We start from the raw sequence: 4,256 nt of genomic DNA on the forward strand, positions 1-4,256 counted from the left end.
CGTTTCATCACCGCCCTGCGGGCAGTCAATCCCGTCGGCGGACCGCCGCCCGGGACCCACAACTTTTTTCGCGACGCCCCCCTGGCCCGACGCGACACCCCCACCCGCGCCGCCATCCGCTCTCTGCGCACCGCCATCGACACCGCCGCGGCGACCCACCGCCTGGGACGCCGCCCTACACGCACCGGCGTGGCAGGAGGCACCGGTCTGGATCCACGGCGACCTTCTCCCCGACAATCTTCTCGCCCGTGACGGCCGGCTGCGCGCCGTCATCGACTTCGGGGGCCTTGGCGTGGGCGATCCCGCCTGCGACGTGATGGCCGCCTGGACCCTGCTGCCCGCCGAGGAACGCGAGACATTCCGGAACGTGGCCGGCGTCGACGACTCGACCTGGGACCGGGGCCGCGGCTGGGCGCTGTCCTTCGGCCTTATCGCCCTGCCCTACTACCAGGACAGCAACTCCGCCCTCGCCCGCATCGCCCGACGCACCATCGACGAGGTCCTGACCGACCACGAACGGCCGATCACCGCACCTGCTCGGTGGGACGGATCAGGATCTCGTTGACGGCGACGCGGCGCGGGCGGGTCACGATGTAGGCGATCGCGTCGGCGATGTCCTCGGCCTGCAGGGTCTCGACGCCGGCGAACACCTTCAGCGCCGGCTCGCGGATCGCCGGCCGCAGATGGTCGGTGAGCTCCGTCGCGACCGCCCCGGGCTCGACCACCGACACCCGCACGTGCCGCTCGGCGACCTCCTGGCGCAGCGACTCGGTGAAGGCGTTCACGCCGAACTTCGTCAGGTTGTACACGCCGGAGTTCGTCGCCGCCCGCCGGCCCGCCACGGAGCTGATGTTGACCAGGCCGGCCACGTTACGGGGGCCGGCGTCGGCGGCGGTGAGCAGGTGGGGCAGGGCGGCGTGCGCGACGTAGAGCAACCCCTGCAGGTTGAGCGCGACCATCCGGTCCCACTCCGCGGTGGGGGCGTCGACGATCGGGCCGAGGAGCATGACCCCGGCGTTGTTCACGACGGTGTCCAGCCGGCCGAGCTCGGCGACGGTCCGCTCGACCGCGTCGATCGCGTGGCGCTGCGAGGCCGGGGCGGGATCGTCGCGGTCGCTGCTGGCGTGTCTGCACGGTTGCTTGTCCGGGTCAGTCCGGTCCGGGTCAGTCCGGGTCGGGTCAGTCCGGGTCGGGTCGGGTCGGGTCGGGTCGGGTCGACGGTGACGTTCCGTGGCCGGAGAGGGGGCCGGGAGCGGGGTGTGCGTGGGAACGGTGCCACCTGGGTCGTTCTGTAGGGACGAACCGGGCGCCGAATCCACCAGAGGGACCCAGATAGGCGCTCTCCCACGCACCAACCCCGAACACCCCACCGCCGCCGCCACGCTCCGTAATCGCCGCCACGATCCGCGGCCCACCACCACCACGACCACGACCACCACGACTTGACGCGATCATTCAGATTCCGCGGAACCGCGCCATGCCGCCCGGCACGTTGCGGTGCGTTGTGCACGGTCCGCAGGAGTCAGACCGTGCACAACGCACCGCAATCGGCCCCGAGCCAGGGCGGGGCGATGGGCGAGCGCACGCCATGTCAGCGCGCCCGGCGGGTCAGCGCGGTAGGCGCGCCTCAATGAGGAAGCGGGTGGTGCGCGCGGTGAACGGGCCGGTCGCGCGGATTCGCTCGTGTAGCTCGGCGAGGCGCTCGCAGTACCGCTCGACGGTGAACCCGGGAACGATCCAGATCACCTTGCGCAAGAAATAGATCACGGCGCCGACGTCGCGGAACTCGGTGTGCAGCGTCTCCCTCCGCAGGTCGACGACCTCGAGGCCGGCGGCGCGGGCGGCAGCCGCCGCGCCGTCGGGATGGCGCCGGCCGCGCGCCACGGCTGGCTGCGGGCCGAGGAAGTATTCGGTCAGCTCGGCGACGCTGGCCGGCCCGACCTGCTGGGACAGGTAGCTGCCGCCGGGCCGCAGCACCCGGGCGATCTGCGGCCAGCAGGTCGCGACCGGATGGCGGCTGACGACGAGGCCGAACGTCGCATCAGCGAACGGCAGCGTGTGATCGCCGTCGGCGACGACGAGGTGGACGCCACGGGGGCGCAGCGCCGCCTTCGCCCGGGCGATGTTCGGCGGCCAGGACTCGACGGCGACCGTGCACCGGGCCAGGCGCAGCACCCCGGCGAGGACCTCACCGCCGCCGGTCTGCACATCAAGGGCCGCGTCGGCGCGGGCCATCCGCTCGCCGATCAGGCGGGCGTACCCCCACGACGGCCGTTGCTCGGTGGCCCGGCCGTCCAGCCAGGAGAACTCCCAGCCGTCGACGGGCACCGCCGCGGCCTCGGCGACCAGCTCCTCAAACCCGCGCGGCATCGCCCCATCGTGGCAGACCGCTCCACCGGTGGCGACCGAGTTTCTGCCGGCGACCGATCGCGCCCTCCGCCGGCCTCTAACCGGACCGGCGGACCGGCGGACCCTCGGACCCGCCGGCCCCGACCGGCGGGCCGGCAGCCGGCAGTGCGGTCAGTCGCGGCGCAGCGCGGCGATGATCGGGGCGAACGCCTCCAGAGCGAGCTGCAGGACGGTGAGGTAGGTGATGCCGAACCGGTCGCGCAGGCCGCGCACCTGGTCGGCGATCTGTTCGACGGTGCCGGCCAGCAGCGTCGGGACCGTGAGGATCTCCTCGGCGCTCAGGTGAGGCAGCCGGGGCACCCACGCCGCCAGCGCCGCCGCCCGGTCGTCGGTGACCGTGACGGCCTGGAGGAGCAGGTTGCGCTCCACCTCGCCGGCCCGGTAACCGGCGGCCTTGTCGAAGAACGCGATCCGCTCGGCGAACGCCTCCCCGGACAGCGGCCGCTGGTTACTCGGGTTCGCCGGGTCGAAGGCGGCGGCGGTGAACGCGGCGATGTCCGCCCGGCGCGCCGCAAGCCTGAGCATCCGGTCCCCGTTGCCGCCGACGACCAGCGGCACCGGCTGCTGCACCGGCCGCGGTGCGGCGGCGGGATCGGCCAGGGCTCCGTACACCGCGTCGATGACCCGCTCGAGGGTGTCGACGCGGTCCTTCACGGTGCCGAACGGGATGCCGGCGGCGGCGAACTCCTCGGCCACGTAACCCGTGCCGACGCCCAGCTCCAGCCGCCCGGCCGTCAGCATGTCGGTGGTCGCGACGTCGCGGGCCAGCAGCGCCGGGTTGTGGAAGGCCGCGTTGAGGACGAAGGTGCCGAGCCGCAGGCCGGTGGCGGCCCCGGCGGCGACCAGCGTGGGGAACGGCGCGGGCAGCCCGAGGTGATCCGGGACGAGCAGCACGTCGTAGCCGAGCTCCTCGGCCCGGCGGGCGGCCGCGGACCACTCCCCCAGCGCCGAGACCGCAAGCATGTTCACCCCGAACCGGAACGGCCGCAACGGTTCCCTCCCCTGTGTGTCCCTCATGGCCCGCGCCTGCACACCGATCGGCAGCGTCACCGGGACCTTACTTCGTCGGCAACCTTTCATGATCGTCATCTGCTGTAAGCCGACAGGGACATCCGCCGCATCGACGGCGGAACCGACCTGTAGCGGGCGGGGCCGGTGTTCTATAGGCCCGTGACAGCGACCCGGCTCAGCCGTCAGCGACCGCGGGTACGACGGCTGCGCGTCATCGTCGTCGCTGCCGTCGCCGTGGCCGGTGCCGCCGCCACCCCGGTCGCCGTCACTGAGGCGCTGCACTGGCGAGCGTCGCGCCAGCTCCGCGGCCGCCCGACCGGACGGGGCGCGCAGGCGGTCGTCGTCCTCGGCTTCCCGTCGACCCGCGCGGGCACCCTGCACCCGCTCCAACGCTGGCGCACCGAGATCGGCGTGCGTTCACTCGCCCCGGGCGCGGACAGCTGGATGATCTTCACCGGTGGTGGTCCGCCCGGCGCGGTGACCGAGGCGGAGGCCATGGCCAGGTACGCACGCGAGACCCTCGGCGTGCCCGCGGAGAAGATCCGGCTGGAGACCGCGGCCCGTAACACCTGGGAGAACATCACGTTCGCGCTGCCGTTCGTCGAGTCGGCGGCCACGATCGCGATCGCCTCGGATCCGCTGCATGCGGCGCGCGGGCGCCGGTACCTGCACCGGATACGGCCCGAGCTCGCCGCCCGGGTCGTGCCCGCCGACGACTACCGGTTCCTCGACCACTGGTGGCTGAAGCTGCCCATCGCCGGCTACGAGATCGCCCGGGCGGTGCTGCGCGCGGCCCAGCGCCACGCACCGGCCCGTCCAGTTCGTAGAGTCGCGCT

Annotated in this window: 5 protein-coding genes; 2 read left to right on the forward strand and 3 right to left on the reverse strand. The window is 73.2% G+C overall.

The genetic code is table 11. From position 1 onward, the window contains the following. A partial coding sequence (locus G6R25_RS22015; RefSeq protein ID WP_163554419.1) for a phosphotransferase occupies positions 1-565 on the forward strand: 565 nt, incomplete at its 5' end. Here G6R25_RS22015 and G6R25_RS22020 read toward each other — a convergent pair. From G6R25_RS22020 to G6R25_RS22030, 3 genes are all read right to left on the reverse strand, one after another. Beyond that, positions 525-1,319 carry an SDR family NAD(P)-dependent oxidoreductase gene (locus tag G6R25_RS22020; RefSeq protein WP_235949428.1) on the reverse strand — a complete coding sequence of 265 codons (795 nt, stop codon included), beginning with the start codon at positions 1,317-1,319 and terminating at the stop codon, positions 525-527. The genes G6R25_RS22015 and G6R25_RS22020 overlap by 41 nt on opposite strands. Positions 1,320-1,608: 289 nt before the next feature. Next, entirely contained in the window at positions 1,609-2,370 is a 762-nt protein-coding gene (locus G6R25_RS22025; RefSeq protein WP_163554420.1) for a class I SAM-dependent methyltransferase, read from the reverse strand. Between the two features lie 150 nt (positions 2,371-2,520). Further along, positions 2,521-3,426 (reverse strand): TIGR03621 family F420-dependent LLM class oxidoreductase, encoded by a 906-nt coding sequence (locus tag G6R25_RS22030; RefSeq protein WP_163554421.1) that lies wholly within the window; start codon positions 3,424-3,426, stop codon positions 2,521-2,523. Positions 3,427-3,579: 153 nt separating this feature from the next. Between G6R25_RS22030 and G6R25_RS22035 the strand changes: the two genes are divergently transcribed. After that, positions 3,580-4,256: YdcF family protein (locus G6R25_RS22035; RefSeq protein ID WP_163554422.1), on the forward strand; the 677-nt coding region annotated here is incomplete at its 3' end.

It is taken from the genome of Candidatus Frankia alpina (assembly GCF_902806485.1).
Classification (GTDB): Bacteria; Actinomycetota; Actinomycetes; order Frankiales; family Frankiaceae; genus Frankia; species Frankia alpina.

Excerpts from the sequence above, each read along its gene's own strand:
- G6R25_RS22025 (WP_163554420.1), bottom strand. The coding sequence starts at position 2,370 with ATGCCGCGCGGGTTTGAGGAGCTGGTCGCCGAGGCCGCGGCGGTGCCC.
- G6R25_RS22030 (WP_163554421.1), bottom strand. The coding sequence starts at position 3,426 with ATGAGGGACACACAGGGGAGGGAACCGTTGCGGCCGTTCCGGTTCGGG.